General features: G+C 65.2%; 19 protein-coding genes and 1 pseudogene. 5 read left to right on the top strand and 15 right to left on the bottom strand.

The annotated features are described in order from the left end of the window. The first annotated feature begins 28 nt into the window (after nt 1-28). The 5 genes from RS899_RS18860 to RS899_RS18840 all read left to right on the top strand — a co-directional run bounded on the left by RS899_RS18860 (nt 29) and on the right by RS899_RS18840 (nt 2,772). The gene (locus tag RS899_RS18860) at nt 29-187 is read left to right on the top strand and encodes a DUF3309 family protein (protein WP_017522017.1); all 159 of its coding nucleotides are present in this window, start codon (nt 29-31) and stop codon (nt 185-187) included. Between the two features lie 279 nt (nt 188-466). Next, the gene (locus RS899_RS18855) at nt 467-766 is read left to right on the top strand and encodes a hypothetical protein (protein WP_054911112.1); all 300 of its coding nucleotides are present in this window, start codon (nt 467-469) and stop codon (nt 764-766) included. A 168-nt stretch (nt 767-934) separates the two neighbouring features. Continuing rightward, on the top strand, nt 935-1,747 hold the full coding sequence (locus RS899_RS18850; RefSeq protein ID WP_054911111.1) for an SDR family oxidoreductase: 813 nt from the start codon (nt 935-937) through the stop codon (nt 1,745-1,747). A gap of 240 nt (nt 1,748-1,987) precedes the next feature. Then, nucleotides 1,988-2,413 (top strand): hypothetical protein, encoded by a 426-nt coding sequence (locus tag RS899_RS18845; RefSeq protein ID WP_024766159.1) that lies wholly within the window; start codon nt 1,988-1,990, stop codon nt 2,411-2,413. A 29-nt stretch (nt 2,414-2,442) separates the two neighbouring features. After that, complete coding sequence (locus RS899_RS18840) at nt 2,443-2,772, top strand: YnfA family protein (protein ID WP_138215220.1); 330 nt, start codon at nt 2,443-2,445, stop codon at nt 2,770-2,772. A 168-nt stretch (nt 2,773-2,940) separates the two neighbouring features. Here the strand turns inward: RS899_RS18840 and RS899_RS18835 are convergent, their stop codons facing one another. From RS899_RS18835 to RS899_RS18765, 15 genes and pseudogenes are all read right to left on the bottom strand, one after another. Then, nucleotides 2,941-3,171, bottom strand: a complete 231-nt coding sequence (locus RS899_RS18835; RefSeq protein WP_037009258.1) for a YheU family protein — start codon at nt 3,169-3,171, stop codon at nt 2,941-2,943. Nucleotides 3,172-3,236: 65 nt separating this feature from the next. Further along, entirely contained in the window at nt 3,237-4,463 is a 1,227-nt protein-coding gene (locus RS899_RS18830) for an osmoprotectant NAGGN system M42 family peptidase (RefSeq protein WP_315807824.1), read from the bottom strand. Further along, complete coding sequence (gene ngg, locus RS899_RS18825; protein ID WP_315807823.1) at nt 4,460-6,259, bottom strand: N-acetylglutaminylglutamine synthetase; 1,800 nt, start codon at nt 6,257-6,259, stop codon at nt 4,460-4,462. Before ngg ends, RS899_RS18830 begins: the two co-directional genes overlap by 4 nt. Nucleotides 6,260-6,329: 70 nt before the next feature. Beyond that, entirely contained in the window at nt 6,330-8,099 is a 1,770-nt protein-coding gene (locus RS899_RS18820) for an N-acetylglutaminylglutamine amidotransferase (protein WP_315807822.1), read from the bottom strand. A 29-nt stretch (nt 8,100-8,128) separates the two neighbouring features. Continuing rightward, nucleotides 8,129-9,313 (bottom strand): tyrosine-type recombinase/integrase, encoded by a 1,185-nt coding sequence (locus RS899_RS18815; protein ID WP_315807821.1) that lies wholly within the window; start codon nt 9,311-9,313, stop codon nt 8,129-8,131. A 183-nt stretch (nt 9,314-9,496) separates the two neighbouring features. Then, nucleotides 9,497-9,793, bottom strand: coding sequence for a DUF4031 domain-containing protein (locus RS899_RS18810; RefSeq protein ID WP_315807820.1), 297 nt, complete (start codon nt 9,791-9,793; stop codon nt 9,497-9,499). Beyond that, the gene (locus RS899_RS18805) at nt 9,793-10,521 is read right to left on the bottom strand and encodes a hypothetical protein (RefSeq protein ID WP_315807819.1); all 729 of its coding nucleotides are present in this window, start codon (nt 10,519-10,521) and stop codon (nt 9,793-9,795) included. Before RS899_RS18805 ends, RS899_RS18810 begins: the two co-directional genes overlap by 1 nt. Before the next feature lie 3 nt (nt 10,522-10,524). Next, complete coding sequence (locus RS899_RS18800; RefSeq protein ID WP_315807818.1) at nt 10,525-11,292, bottom strand: hypothetical protein; 768 nt, start codon at nt 11,290-11,292, stop codon at nt 10,525-10,527. A 3-nt stretch (nt 11,293-11,295) separates the two neighbouring features. Then, nucleotides 11,296-11,493, bottom strand: coding sequence for a hypothetical protein (locus tag RS899_RS18795; protein ID WP_315807817.1), 198 nt, complete (start codon nt 11,491-11,493; stop codon nt 11,296-11,298). 88 nt (nt 11,494-11,581) lie between these two features. Then, complete coding sequence (locus tag RS899_RS18790) at nt 11,582-11,965, bottom strand: ASCH domain-containing protein (protein WP_315807816.1); 384 nt, start codon at nt 11,963-11,965, stop codon at nt 11,582-11,584. Next, the gene (locus RS899_RS18785; protein ID WP_315807815.1) at nt 11,962-12,282 is read right to left on the bottom strand and encodes a DUF4406 domain-containing protein; all 321 of its coding nucleotides are present in this window, start codon (nt 12,280-12,282) and stop codon (nt 11,962-11,964) included. The genes RS899_RS18790 and RS899_RS18785 overlap by 4 nt, the downstream gene beginning before the upstream one ends. A 2-nt stretch (nt 12,283-12,284) precedes the next feature. Beyond that, nucleotides 12,285-12,563 carry a hypothetical protein gene (locus tag RS899_RS18780; protein ID WP_315807814.1) on the bottom strand — a complete coding sequence of 93 codons (279 nt, stop codon included), beginning with the start codon at nt 12,561-12,563 and terminating at the stop codon, nt 12,285-12,287. 65 nt (nt 12,564-12,628) lie between these two features. Beyond that, complete coding sequence (locus RS899_RS18775; protein WP_315807813.1) at nt 12,629-13,348, bottom strand: hypothetical protein; 720 nt, start codon at nt 13,346-13,348, stop codon at nt 12,629-12,631. Further along, nucleotides 13,335-13,814, bottom strand: a complete 480-nt coding sequence (locus RS899_RS18770) for a hypothetical protein (RefSeq protein WP_315807812.1) — start codon at nt 13,812-13,814, stop codon at nt 13,335-13,337. The genes RS899_RS18775 and RS899_RS18770 overlap by 14 nt, the downstream gene beginning before the upstream one ends. Then, nucleotides 13,811-14,026: pseudogene (locus tag RS899_RS18765) on the bottom strand (DNA translocase FtsK); the annotation flags it as partial. The gene RS899_RS18770 and the pseudogene RS899_RS18765, both read right to left, overlap by 4 nt. Nucleotides 14,027-14,066: the final 40 nt, after the last annotated feature.

Here is a 14,066-nt window from a genome sequence, read left to right as displayed (position 1 = left end):
CCTCGTCGACTGAAAGAGGAGAGACGATATGGGACTCGGGACTATTCTGTTGATCATCCTGATCTTGATGCTGATCGGTGGTTTGCCGGTCTTCCCCCACTCGCGCAACTGGGGTTACGGCCCCTCGGGCGTCATCGGTGTCGTACTGGTCGTCCTGCTGGTGCTGTTGTTGCTCGGACGAATCTGACCGAGCGGATCGGCGTGAACCATTAAACCCCTCACCCTAGCCCTCTCCCCAGGGGATTAAGGGAACGTTCGGCACAGGATGAAGCCGAGGCGTCAGCCGGCAAGAGCGGCTCCCTCTCCCCGGGGAGAGGGCTGGAGTGAGGGGAATGACCCGGCGCGGTGGCACCAGGCAAGTCGTTTTTTGTCACCGCGCTGATACGCCACAGGGTGATTCGTCGCACAGCCCGTTGGGGTGGCCTGTACTAACATACTGGGCCTTTGCCATCAGGGAGTCGTAGGGATGCTGGGCGTTGTACTGGTTGTGCTGGGCGTGGTGTGGTTGCTCGTCCAGTGCGGGCTGGGCCTGCCACCGCTGGCCGAAGCCATGACCCTGGACCCGGTGGTCGACCCCGACCGCTATTGGCAGTTCGCCTTCCTCGGCCCGGCCCTTCCCGTGGCGCTGGGCATCTTCATCCTCCGCTACCGTATCCGGGGCTTTGCCCAGCTCAAGCGCGAGCGCATCAACTGCGCTGCCCACCTGCTCGTCTCCGCCGGCATCGCCCTGGTGCTGGGCAAGCTCTGCGTGCTCGTCCAGGCCTGACCCGGCAACCCGTGAAGCGCTAGTGCGCCGGCGGTTTGCCAGGGGCATTCAGCGCCCTGATTTCACCGCTGGTGGTCGAAAGCCTTGGTTACACTTCGGGCCACAGTCGTCGACAAATCCTCGTCGACCACCCGTCCCGAACAAGACAAGAAAAGGCAGACCTCCCTTATGCAAAATCGCATCATGATCACCGGCGCCGGTTCCGGCCTCGGACGCGAAATCGCCCTGCGCTGGGCCCGCGAGGGCTGGAAGCTGGCGCTGGCCGACGTCAACGAAGCAGGCCTGCAGGAAACTCTCAAGCTGGTGCGTGAAGCCGGCGGTGACGGCTTTACCCAGCGTTGCGACGTGCGCGACTACAGCCAGCTGACCCAGCTGGCGCAGAACTGCGAAGAGAAATTCGGCGGCATCGACATCATCGTCAACAACGCCGGCGTCGCTTCTGGCGGCTTCTTCAGCGAACTGTCGCTGGAGGACTGGGACTGGCAGATCTCGATCAACCTGATGGGCGTGGTCAAGGGCTGCAAGGCCTTCCTGCCGCTGCTGGAAAAGAGCAAGGGTCGCATCATCAACATCGCCTCCATGGCCGCGCTGATGCAGGGCCCGGCGATGAGCAACTACAACGTGGCCAAGGCCGGCGTGGTGGCACTGTCGGAAAGCCTGCTGGCCGACCTCAGCCTGGTGGACGTGAAGGTCCACGTGGTCTGCCCGTCGTTCTTCCAGACCAACCTGCTGGACTCCTTCCGCGGCCCGAGCCCGGAAATGAAGACCCAGGTCGGCAAACTGCTGGAAAGCTCGCCAATCAGCGCCGCTGACATCGCCGATTACATCCACCAGGAAGTGGGTCGCGATGTCTTCATGATCCTGCCCCACGAGCAGGGCCGTATGGCCTGGCAGATCAAGCAGCAGAACCCGCAGGCGATCTACGACGAGATGGCGAAGATGGCGGAGAAGATGCAAGCCAAGCGCCGCAGTCTTTCGTAATCGAAGGGCTTTTTCGCCCCCTTTCGGTGCAATGAAAGACAGGGCTTGCCCAGGCCGGTGCAAAGGTTTAGTTTTAGTCACCGGCCTGCCTGGCTGATGTACGTTGGACCCCGGTGAAAGCCCCGCTCATGTCGCGGGGCTTTTGCTTTTTCGGGCTACCGCCCAGCTCTTGGGGTTCGTGCTTTGCGCATCGTCGGGCCTGTGTTAGAAGGCTCCGGTGTCATTGAAGGAAGAACCCGCTTGCACTGTGAATCCATCGTCTATGGCTGCATCCGCGACTGGCCCGGCGACTCGATGGAGCGCCGCCTGCGCCGCGCCGCCAACCGCAAGGTGCTCGACAGCCTGCCCATGGGCGAGGCATGGCCGTTCCTCGGCCGCGAGATGTTCAGCCGCTGCGAGACTGAAGGCGCGGGCCTGTACCAGTCCCAGGTGATCCATTTCGGCGCCAGCTACCAGACCATCGAGTACGAGTGGAAACTCTGGGTCGAACAGTTCGAAGCGCTGCTGCGCCGGCTTTACTGGGCCAGTGCGGTGGTGCACCTGGAAACCGAAGTCAACGGCAGCCACACCTTCCGCTGGGAGTCCGAGAACGGCTTCCACAGCCCGCGCGAAGGTGAACTGAAAGTGCGTTGCGCCTGGGAGCGCGAAGGCGGCCTGCGCGGCTGATCGCGCGCCTCCCGTTACGGAAAGAATCCATGATCAATTACCTCTGGTTCGTCCTCGCCGCGTTCTGCGAGATCGCTGGCTGCTACGCCTTCTACCTCTGGCTGCGCCTGGACAAGAGCGCCCTGTGGATCATTCCCGGGTTGCTCAGCCTGACGGTGTTCGCCCTGCTGCTCACCCGTGTCGAGGCAAACTACGCCGGGCGTGCGTATGCCGCGTACGGCGGCATCTACGTCGCCGCATCGCTGTTCTGGCTGGCCTTCGTGGAAAAGAGTCGCCCGCTGTGGAGCGACTGGGTGGGCGTGGCGCTCTGCGTGATCGGCGCCAGCGTGGTGTTGCTCGGGCCTCGTCTCGCGCCCTGAGCCAAGCGACTACTGAATGGCGTTATCCGGTCTACATCTGAAAGGGACCGGTACCTGTAGGAGCGAGCTTGCTCGCGAACCCGGCGCTCGCCGATTGCTCCGGCGCCGCCGGGTTATCCGTTCGCGAGCAAGCTCGCTCCTACAAGAGCAGGTGTTCCTGACACGCGATCAGTCCTCCAACCACTCCCTCGGCACTTCGCTTTTCAGCATCAGCTGGCACTGCTGGCTTTCCGGGTCGAAGACGATCACCGCCTCGCCGCGCTTGAGCGCATGGCGCGCGCGCTCCACGCGCACGTCCAGCGGCGTGTCGTCGCCGTTGTCGGTGCCTTCGCGGGTGACGAAGTCTTCCAGCAGGTTGTTGAGGGTGTCGGCTTCGATCAGGTCGTAAGGAATCAGCATGGCGGGGTACTCGAAAGCGCAGCGCGGGATTGTAGTCCCGCGCTGCCGCGAGTGCAGCTTCCGTTCTAACGGCGGTTGGGTTCCTTGCCCTTGTCCTTGCTCTTGTCGGGAGCGTCGCCGCTGTCGATCAGGTCGTCCACCGGCGGTACATGGGTGGTGCTTTCCATGTGCACCGGATGCTCCAGTTGCTTGCTGAAGCGCTCCAGCGTGCCCTCGCTGGGTTCCGCGTCGCTGTCGAACACCGGCGGGCTGAGCAGGTAGGCGGTGAGCAGTTTCGACAGTGCGGCCAGGCTGTCGATATGAGTGCGCTCATAACCGTGGGTGGCATCGCAGCCAAAGGCCAGCAAGGCCGTGCGGATGTCGTGGCCGGCGGTGATCGCCGATTGCGCATCGCTGTGGTAGTAGCGGAACAGGTCCCGGCGCACGGCGATCTCGTGGCGCTCACCCAGCCGCAGCAGGTGCCGGGACAGGTGGAAATCGTAAGGCCCGCCGGAGTCCTGCAGCGCCACGCTGACCGCATGTTCGCTGGAGTTCTGCCCCTCGGCCACCGGCGCGATGTCGATGCCGACGAACTCGCTCACATCCCAGGGCAGCGCGCCGGCGGCGCCGGAGCCGATCTCCTCGGTGATGGTGAACAGCGGGTGGCAGTCGATCGGCGGCACCTGGCCGGCCTCGACGATGGCCTTGAGCGAGGCCAGCAGCGCGGCCACGCCGGCCTTGTCGTCGAGGTGGCGGGCGCTGATATGGCCGCTCTCGGTGAACTCGGGCAGCGGGTCGAAGGCGACGAAATCGCCGATGGCCACGCCGATGGATTCGCTGTCGGCACGGCTGGCGGTGTAGGTGTCCAGGCGCAGCTCGACGTGATCCCAGCTGATCGGCAGCGTATCCACCGCGGTGTTGAAGGCGTGCCCGGAGGCCATCAGCGGCAGCACGCTGCCGCGGAATACGCCGTTCTCGCAGAACACCGTGACCCGGCTGCCCTCGGCGAAGCGGCTCGACCAGCAGCCCACCGGCGCCAGGGCCAGGCGGCCGTTGGGCTTGATCTCGCGGACGATGGCGCCAATGGTGTCCAGATGCGCCGAGACGGCGCGGTCCGGGCTCTTGCGCCGCCCCAGCAGGGTGGCGCGGATGGTCCCGCGGCGGGTCATCTCGAAGGGCACGCCGATCTCTTCCAGCCGTTCGGCGACGTAGCGCACGATGGTGTCGGTGAAACCGGTGGGGCTGGGGATGGCGAGCATTTCCAGCAGCACGCGCTGCAGGTAGTTGAGGTCGGGTTGTGGCAGTTGGGTCATGCCGGGGCCTCTTCGTTGGGGTGAGGCTGATCACGGTTGTCGCGATGCAGGAGTTCGCGGCTCAGCGGGAAGAGCAGGTCGACGAAGCGTTCGGCGGTCGGCTGCGGCTCGTGGTTGGCCAGGCCGGGGCGCTCGTTGGCTTCGATGATCACGTAGTCCGCCTGGTCGGCCTCGGTGACCAGCAGGTCGAGGCCGGTGACCGGGATTTCCAGCGCTCGCGCCGCGCGGATGGCGGCGTCGGCCAGGGCCGGGTGCAGGCGCTCGGTGACGTCCTCCAGGGTGCCGCCGGTGTGCAGGTTGGCCGTGCGGCGTACGGCCAGGCGTTGGCCGCTGGGCAGCACGTCGTCGTAGCTGAAGCCGGCGGCGGCCAGGGTGCGTTCGGTCTCGCCGTCCAGCGGGATGCGGCTTTCGCCACCGGTCGCGGCCTGGCGCCGGCGGCTCTGCGCCTCGATCAGCTTGCGGATGCTGTGCCGACCATCGCCGATCACCTCGGCGGGTCGGCGAATGGCGGCGGCCACCACCTCGTAGCCGATCACCACGATGCGCAGGTCATTGCCGGGGTGGTAGCTCTCGAGGATGACGCGGGTGTCGAACTGCTTCGCGTGGGCTATGGCGCTCTCCACTTCCTCGGCCGTGCGCAGGTCCACGGCGACCCCCTGGCCCTGTTCGCCGTCCACAGGCTTGACCACCAGCGCGCCGTGTTCTTCGAGGAATGCGGCGTTGTCTTCGGTGCTAGCGGCCAGGCGCTGCTGCGGCTGGCGCAGGCCGGCGCGGTCGAGGGCGCGGTGGGTGAGGGTCTTGTCCTGGCACAGGCTCATGCTGACGGCGCTGGTGAGGTCGCACAGCGACTCGCGGCAGCGGATGCGCCGACCGCCCTGGGTGAGAGTGAAGAGGCCGGCGTCGGCGTCCTGCACCTGCACCTCGATGCCGCGTCGATGGGCTTCGTCGACGATGATCTTCGCGTAGGGATTGAGTCCCTTTTCCGGGCCGGGGCCAAGGAACAGCGACTGGTTGATGCCGTTCTTGCACTTCACTGCGAAGGTCGGCAGTTCGCGGAAGCGCAGCTTGCGGTACAGCGACTTGGCCTGCTGGTTGCCGTGCAGCACCGACAGGTCCAGGTACGCCAGGCCGCGGCTCATGAAGTGCTCGATCAGGTGGCGCACCAGCGCTTCGCCGACGCCGGGCCGGCTGGACTGCGGGTCCACGGCCAGGCACCAGAGGCTGGAGCCGCCTTCCGGGTCGCGGAAGGCCTTGGCGTGGTTGATGCCCATGACGGTGCCGATCACCGTGCCGGTCTCGGCGTCTTCCGCCAGCCAGTAGGCCGGGCCGCCCTGGTGGCGCGGGGTGACGTTGGAGGGATCGACCGGCAGCATGCCGCGCGACAGGTAGAGGCGGTTGATCGCCGTCCAGTCGTCGTCGCTGTGCACGCGGCGGATGCGGAAGCCACGGAAGGGGCGGCGCGCCGGGCGGTAATCGGTGAACCACAGGCGCAGCGCGTCCGAGGGGTCGAGGAAGAGTTGCTGCGGGGCGTGGGACAGCACCTGCTGTGGCGCGGCGACGTAGAGGGCAATGTCGCGCTCGCCGGGTTGTTCGTTGAGCAACTCGGCGGCCAGCTTGTCCGGGCTGGAGAAGGTATGGCCGATCAGCAGGCGGCCCCAGCCGCATTGCAGGATCAGCGGGCCGTGGCTTTCCGCGTGGTCACCGGCGAAGCGCGCCTGCAGGCGCTCGTAGGTCGGCGTCTGGCCGCGCAGCAGCCTCTGGTTGTGGGGATGGGGCAGGTTGGAATGGGGTTTCATCGTGCGCTCCCTGATAAGCATCTGTCCTGGGCTGTGGGGAAGGCGGCGCCACGCACGGCGCCGCCGGGCTCTAGAGGCCTTGTTCCGTCAGCCAGAGATTGAGGGCCGCCAACTGCCACAACTTGGAACCGCGCAGCGGAGTGAGGTCGCTCGCCGGGTCGCTGAGCAGACGGTCGAACATCGCCGTCTCGAACAGTCCACGGTCCTGGCTCGGGTCCAGCAGCAATTCGCTGACCCAGGCGCGGGTATTGCCTTGCAGGTGCTTGAGGCCGGGCACCGGGAAGTAACCCTTGGGCCGGTCGATCACCTCGCTGGGGATGACCTTGCGCGCGGCGGCCTTGAGCACCTGCTTGCCACCGTCGCCAAGCTTGAAGCGCGACGGGATGCGTGCCGACAGTTCCGCGACGCGGTAGTCGAGGAACGGCACGCGGGCTTCCAGGCCCCAGGCCATGGTCATGTTGTCCACGCGCTTGACCGGGTCGTCCACCAGCATGATGGTGCTGTCCAGGCGCAACGCCTTGTCCACCGGGTCTTCTGCGCCGGGTTGGGCGAAGTGGTCGCGGACGAACTCGCTGGCCACGTCCTCGACCCGCATCGCCTCGCGCACGGTGTCCAGGTACTCGCCATGGCTGCGGTCGAAGAAGGCCGCGCGGTAGGCCTGCAGCGGGTCCTTCGCGCCGGCCACTTTCGGGTACCAGTGGTAGCCGGCGAACAGCTCGTCGGCGCCCTGGCCGCTCTGCACCACCTTGCAGTGCTTGGAGACTTCCCGCGAGAGCAGGTAGAAGGCGATGCAATCGTGGCTGACCATCGGCTCGCTCATGGCGCGGAAGGCCGCCGGCAACTGCGAGATGACTTCGTTCTCGTCGATGCGCAGTTGGTGGTGGCGGGTGCCGTAGCGTCGAGCGATCAGGTCCGAGTACTGGAACTCGTCGCCGCGCTCGCCGCCGGCATCCTCGAAGCCGATGGAGAAGGTCAGCAGGTCTTCGACGCCGGCTTCGTGCAACAGGCCGACCAGCAGGCTGGAATCGACGCCGCCGGAGAGCAGCACACCGACTTCGCGGGCAGCGCGCTGGCGCACGCTCACGGCGTCGCGCAGGCTGATCAGCAGGCGGTCTTCCCAGTCGTCCAGGGTCAGCTCGCGCTCATCCGGCAGCGGGCCGTAGTCCAGCGTCCACCAGCGCTGGCGCTCGGTGTGGCCGTCGGCGTCGATGGTCATCCAGGTGGCCGGCGGCAGCTTCTGCACTTCGGCCAGCAGGGTGCGTGGCGCGGGCACCACGGCGTGGAAGTTCAGGTAGTGGTTGAGTGCCACCGGGTCCAGCGCCGGGTCGATATCGCCGCCCTTGAGCAACGCCGGCAGGCTGGAGGCGAAGCGCAGGCGCTTGCCGGTCTGCGACAGGTACAGCGGCTTGATGCCGAGACGGTCGCGGGCGATGAACAGGCGCCGTTTGTCGCGTTCCCAGATGGCGAAAGCGAACATGCCATTGAGGCGTGGCAATAGTTCTTCACCCCAGGCGTGGTATCCCTTGAGAAGGACCTCGGTGTCGCCACCGGAGAAGAAGCGGTAGCCCAGGGCTTCGAGTTCCTGGCGCAGCTCCGGGTAGTTGTAGATGGCGCCATTGAAGACCAGTGACAGGCCCAGGGCGGTATCGATCATCGGCTGACCGGAAGCTTCCGCCAGGTCCATGATCTTCAGCCGTCGATGGCCCAGCGCCAGGGGACCTTCGCTATGGAAACCCCAGGCATCGGGGCCTCGCGGTGCGAGGTGATGAGTGATGCGTTCGACTGCGGCAAGGTCCGCAGCCTGGTTATCGAAACGTAGTTCTCCTGCAATTCCGCACATAGTGCTGTGGGCCCAGTAAAATCAGGGCCTCAGTCCTCCTTAGCGATTCTCCGTACCAATTTCGTACCAGTTTTTAGCTTTTCCATCTCACTCCAGTCCGACGTCGAGTTGAGCCACTTGGCGTAAGTGGAAAGCAGAACCGGCACGCTGTGGCCGAGCTGCGAGGCGATGAAGGCGGGATTCATCCCGGCCATCAAACACATCGTCGCGTAGGTGTGGCGAGTGTCATACGTCCTGCGCTGGCGCATGCGCAGCTTCTTCAAGGCATCACGCCAGTAGCGCTTCGGGCCCGTCTCCGACTTGATGTAAAGGTCGGAGCGTTCTGCCTTCAGGCTGGGAGCAAACACGTAATCCGATCTCGCCGCAGTCAGCGGCCTAGCTTGTTCGAGGGCATGCATCGCGCGATCGTTCAACAAAACTTCCCGAACGGTCTTCGTTTTGGTGCGCTCGTAGATTTTCCCGCGCTGCTGGATTCGGCAGACCTTGGCCTTGCGGCTGCGGGTGTCGACTTCCTCCCAGCGCAGGGCCATCGCCTCGCCCGGGCGCATGCCGGTGTAGAAGAGAAACTCGAACAAGCAGGCGTAAATGCGCTGCAGGCCGGTGGCCAGTTCGTACAGCTTGTCGATGATGGCGTCTGCCTCCTCTCGGGTGAGCGGGTCAATCTCCCGCTTTGGTACTCGGGCTTTCGGAATGGAGAGGGTGGGATCGCGCTGCACCAGCTCCTCCTTCAATGCCAGCTTGAACAGGCAGGCCAATACCCGAACGGCGTACTTCCGCCGGCCGGGTGACGGCCATTTCGTCTGCGTGGTGATCCGGCGCAGCATCTGCGGCGGGATCTGGTCCATGGGCAACTTTGCCAGGTGAGGAACCCAGTAGATCTGCAGTGCGATCCGATAGCCCTTGCGGGTGCTGTCCACGATCTCGAGCGAGTCCAGCCATTCCTGGGCGTACTCGAAGAAGGTGGGGCATGCGGTTGAGGGGAGTTGCGCGCGGGAGGAGGGGAACAGCTCCAGGTACTTCTCGTGGGTCAGGGCGCCCAGCTTGTTGAGCTGGACTACCTGAGTACGTAGAGCGTCTGCTGCTGCGATCCCTTTCGGGGTCGGGGGGTAGGCAAGCGTCTCGCACCGCCTGCGCTTTCCCCACTGGAATCGAATGCGGACTGACTTGCCGACGACTTCGACGCCGGTCGGCAGGTCCAGAGGCTTTCTAGCCACGCGTCGTACCTCCTTTTGCTGTAGATAATGCGGCCGTCGATCTTCATCCAGATTGTGGTCGGGATGATGCCCCGCTCTCGCTTGCGCTTCAGGGCTTTGTCTGTTGTCCCGATCAGCTCGGCCATCTTCTTCTCGGTGACTTTGTCCACCTCGTCGATGAGGTTTTCAGCGGCGCCCATGGCGTTACCTCTCTGCGCCGGCCTGGGCCGACAAGGATGCAAGTCGTTGCTGGCGCTTCTGCCGCACCAGCTCCGCGGTCTGCCGGGCCTCGATCTCGACTGCGCCGGCAGCGACTGCGAGCGCGCGTTTGCTCAAGCAGATGTCGAAGTGGCTCTTATCGGCGCCGGGGTACTGGTGCCAGCGCCTGGCCACTCCGATCCTGTCGGCCATGGCCAGCAGCTCTTCCTCGGTGTCCGCCACCATGTGGCACATGATCAGGCGCCCGAACGGCGCCCGCATGTCGTCGACGTAGACCGGCATCACTCACCGCCCTGCGCCACTGCTGCGGCGCGGTCGAGGCGTTCCAATTCGGCGAAGATCAGTGCGCCGGCGCGGATGAGGGTTTCGCGAGGTGTCTTTGGCTTCCACCAGCCCTTGTCCCAAGGCCAGAACAGCGCAGAGCCGTTGCCGATCCCTTCCGGCCAGCGAGTGCCAACGCCACCAGCATGCAGGGCGTAGCAGCCGGCAGCGCGCGCGAGCTGACCTCGCGTTGCACAGTCATCGTGGCTGGGGTCGAAAGCCTCTTCCTCAACTTGGCGGCGGCGTTCGGCGTGAACATCGAGCCAAGCCTGCGGGAGTTGTCCCGCCAGGGCCTGGTCGCGCTCCCGGCGCAGCCGTGCCATGGTCTCGCTCTGGATTCGGGAGCTGGTGAGCGCGCCCTGTTCGAAGCTGCGAACCTTCTCGCAGATGTGCTCCACGTCGGCGCGGGCGGCATCACGCTCGGCACGCATGCGTTCGAAGTCTTCCGCCAGTACGAACTCCCCGAGAGGAGGCTGGCCTTCAACCAACACCGAGAAGCGTCGGCCGTTTTCCTTGATGTCCTGCATCAGAGCATCCCAACCTGGGCCCACCTTGATATCGCCCAGGTCTACAGAGGTCGTTGCCTGAAGCCGGCAGCGGCTACACACGCCGCAGCCGCTGCCCAATGCCAGGTCTCCCTTGCATACGGGCTGTCCGGCAGTATCGCTGCCAGTATTCTGGTCGGTCATGGCTCATGCCTCGCCGGTGGGGTGGCTGTTGTTTTTGCTGGCCTGCGCGTTCTCAAGCTCAAACACGCCAAAGCCTTTGCCCTCAAGCTCTCGCAATAACAGAAGGCCACGGTCAATCCAGTCGCCCGCGGAGGCCAGCGAGGCGGAGATGCATGCCGCGCCAAGCCTTACAGCCTCCAGGTTGCCGGGCTGATCGGTGTATGAGTAGGCACGCCTGGCTTCAGGGGCGTCGTAGGCCTTTCCGCAGTTGCCCAGCTTGCAAACCTGGACCGTGCGTACGATGTCCTTTGCCGGCATCGCCGCGTCGCAGTCCGGGCACATGCCGGAGCCTTCGATGAAGCCCGCGCCATAGCTCTCCTTGGCATACACGGAACCGCAGCGGTGCGGGCATTCCACAGGTGGCTCGGGCACTAAGGGCTCCCCCCATTCCTGCACCGGGGTTTCAAAGCGGTCGCCCGCCACGTCAAGACCGCCCTGCAGTACCGGTGGCTGAATGGGATGCGCCAGGGCTTGCTCGAGCGTTCGGCTCAGCCAACGGATGCGCTCCTTCGCAGCAGTGAGCAGCGCAATCGGTGAGTGGTAGGTGGGGTCTTTCGCCAAGAGGCGTTCGATGTTCAGTGGCTCGTTGCCGCCCATGTACACCGCGTTCGCCAACTCATCGTCGGTGAGCTGGCCGAGAGCAAGCGCAGCTCGCTCGCCGTCGTACTGGCCCGCGTGTGGGTCTTGCTCGCCGGAGGCGCGCCAGTTGGCGGCCGGGGTAGTGTCGGTCATGGCTCAGCCCTCTACGGGATATTGGATGGTGCCGGTGGCGCCCTGGTCGGCGTCGTTGGCGATCTCGTTCAGCTGGCGGGCCAGTTGGCGCATCTGCGCCGGCTGGAGGAGGGCGCCCAGCCTGGGCAGCCCGTCGATGTCAGCCACTCGGTTACCCGCCTGGTCCTCGCGGTGTTCCGCGGTCAGTTGGATGGCTTGCATGGTTCTCGCTCCTGGAGGGCAGGCCTGCAGCGCAGGCAGTCGCATTTTTCAGATGGGCGGCCGGTGCCACGGCAGAAGGTGGGGCGGGTCACTGCGGCACCTCCACGTCGAAGAAGCCGAGGCGGCCCTTCAACCGTTGGAACGGGAGGGGCTGCGGATCGCGCAGGACGAAGGCCTTCTTGCCCATGTACCAGGGGGAGTCGCTGGCTTCGGCGCTGTCCACCAGTTCGACGGAGCCGATGATCCCGCCGCGCTGCAACTGATCGAACTTCGGGAAGGCCCGCAGCAGGCCGGGCGAGCCGATGCTTTCAACGAAGTCCAGGGTCTCGATGTACTCGGCTCGAGTCATGGCCTGTGCGGCATGAACGAGGAACCGGCCGCGATGCTTGGTGTGCCAGGAGCGGTTCTCGACGTCCTTCCAGCCATAGACGATCAGCCAGGCCCAGGGCTGGCGGATGCTCAAGGCCTTCATGCCGCGGTCCTCGCGGGCTCGGTGATCTGACTGGCGGTGTGTGCCTGCATGCCCAGCTTGCTGGCGACGTGGTACTCGAGGCAGGCGCCTTCGGAGTTGTGCCAGCCCGGCAGCATGGCGATCGAGTCGCAGGTGATCAGCTGGGCTAGGGCCAAGCGCAGGTAGCCGGACCAGGTGGTGTCGGCTGGCGCGTTGTTCTCGGCCGGGTTCTCGACGTGGTAGCCGAGTTGGCGCAGGCGCGCGGCCTCGGCGTGGAAGGCCGGGTAGTTGAACTCCGGCAGGCCGGTCATGGGGCCGGCAAGGTAGATTCGCTCCATGATCACTCCCAGCCCGCCAGGTAGCCGGGCTCCGTCTGCTCGGCCAGTTCTTGGCGCAACGTCTTGTCCAGGGTGACCACTTCGCCTTCGTCCTGGTCGTAGGCCTGCGGGTTGTCCAGCACGGCGTCACTGACCAGCTTCACGTCGTCCAGGGAGTAGCCGTAGTGGTTGTCGACGTCGCCTTGCTGCTCCAGCAGCGCTTGAATGGCGCCGGCCTCGTCGTAGGCAGCCACGATGTCGTAGTCGCCTACCTGGTAGGCCTTGAGGGTTTGTTCGGGCATGACGAATCCTTGCGCCTGCTGGCGCGGAAAAGAGTTACCGGGAAAGGGCAATGTGTTGCGGAGGGTCAGGCTGCGGCGGCTTGCTTCTGCGCCAGGATGGCGAGGGCGGCGTGGCGGATCATGTAGAGCTCGCGCATCAGCGACTGGGAAGGATTGGTGACACTGATCTCCCACCAGTCAGGGCCCAGGCCCAGCGTTTCGCAATGCTCGTTCATGAACGCGCCTGCCTGGTGCTCGTCGCCGATGTCGGTTGCTTCGGCGAGCAAGTCGCCCCACTCGTCCCATTCGTCGGCAGCGTCATCCTTCTTGGCCTCGGCCTCGACCAGGTCGCGCAAGTCTTTCCAGAGACTGCCGTCTGCGCCGCGCTTGGCTTCTTCAAGGACCCACTTCGGGAGCGCCTCGCACTCGTCGTCACCGAGGACCTCTTCCGCGATCCGCTGGCACACGCCAGCGATTAGCGCTCGCCGGAATGCGGCTTCGTCGAACTCGCGTGTTTTGCACTTCTCATCGAGCTTCGAATGGATGTAGTAGCCGACATCGTCGCCGGCCAGGAAGTCGAGGCCGTAGCTCAGGCCAACACCGAAGGTCAGGTTGGCGATGTCGCCCACGACGGCGATGCCGTAGCGGGTGAGCATGATGTCGAAGGCATAGGCGCTGGTGCCCGGTTGCTGACAGCGCCAGACCTTCACGTCCGCTGCATCTACCAAGGGGCGGTACTGGTGATTCTTCAGGTACTCGGCGGCCTCGTCCCGGCGCTCGGCCCGCAGTTGTTCATAGGTCTTCATTTGGGGATTCCTCGGCCTGGTCCTTGTTCTCTGCCTTGAGCCAGCCTGCGCGCAGGCGGTCAGACTCTTCGCGCTCCTGCTCGGCGAGCAGTTCGAAGTGCTCGGCGGGCGCCCAGGGCGAGGGGATAAGGTTGATGACCGGATCAATCCAATCGCCTTTGTTGCCCATGGCGACCCAGCGCTCATGCGATCGCCGGCAGGCCTCGATGATGTCGCGGGCCATGCGCTCGCCGTCCTCCTTGCTGAAGGCGGGGTGGACCTCTCCCGGGCCAACACAGTGGATGGCCCAGAGCGGAACGAGCGGCGCCCCAAGCAGGCCACGAAGTTCGGCTACCTCCGAACTGGCCGGGTCGATACCTTCCAGCTTGGCCAGAATGCGTTCGGCGAGCCCTTCCTGGATGGTGATGACAGGCTTCGCCGGGTCCGGCGGTGCCGTCATGAAGCTGATGATGTGCTCAATGCTCACGCTGGCTGCCTCCGTACCGTGCTCTTGATCACTTCGCGGCCGCCGTTGGTGTTCATCGGGGTAACGATTCCCGCCATCTCCATTTCCTCGATGAAGCGCGCGGCGCGGTTGTAGCCGATCTTCAGCTTGCGCTGCACGGCCGAGATGGAGGCGCGGCTGGTCTCGGTGACGTAGCGAACGGCCTCGCCGTAGAGCGGGTCATCGGCGGCCCCCGGGTAGCCGGTGGCGTCGGCCGCTGGTGCGCTGGCTGGC

Origin of the sequence: Pseudomonas sp. C9-3 (genome assembly GCF_032392015.1) — a bacterium.
Lineage (GTDB): Bacteria > Pseudomonadota > Gammaproteobacteria > Pseudomonadales > Pseudomonadaceae > Pseudomonas > Pseudomonas nitroreducens.
This window is presented reverse-complemented; position numbering and strand designations above follow the sequence as displayed.